General features: G+C 54.2%; 1 rRNA gene. It reads left to right on the forward strand.

The features are described 5' to 3' along the window. Positions 1–262 (forward strand): 23S ribosomal RNA (locus MTX35_RS25485); the annotation flags it as partial.

Consider the following 262-nt stretch of genomic DNA (forward strand, 5'->3'; position numbering starts at 1 on the left):
TTGTGGGGTTTGCATTGTCGATTCTGCCGGATCGGCCGACAGTGAGAAATTGTGGTGTTAGTCGAAGTGGTCTGGAACGGCCTGTCGTAGAGGGTGAGAGTCCCGTAGACGAAAACACTGCAACTGTTGTTGCGAATACCCAAGTAGCAGCGGGCCCGTGAAATCTGCTGTGAATCTGTCGGGACCACCCGATAAGCCTGAATACTCCCTGGTGACCGATAGCGGACTAGTACCGTGAGGGAAAGGTGAAAAGTACCCCGGG

Origin of the sequence: Rhodococcus sp. ARC_M12, from assembly GCF_022810385.1 — a bacterium.
Taxonomy (GTDB): domain Bacteria; phylum Actinomycetota; class Actinomycetes; order Mycobacteriales; family Mycobacteriaceae; genus Rhodococcoides; species Rhodococcoides navarretei.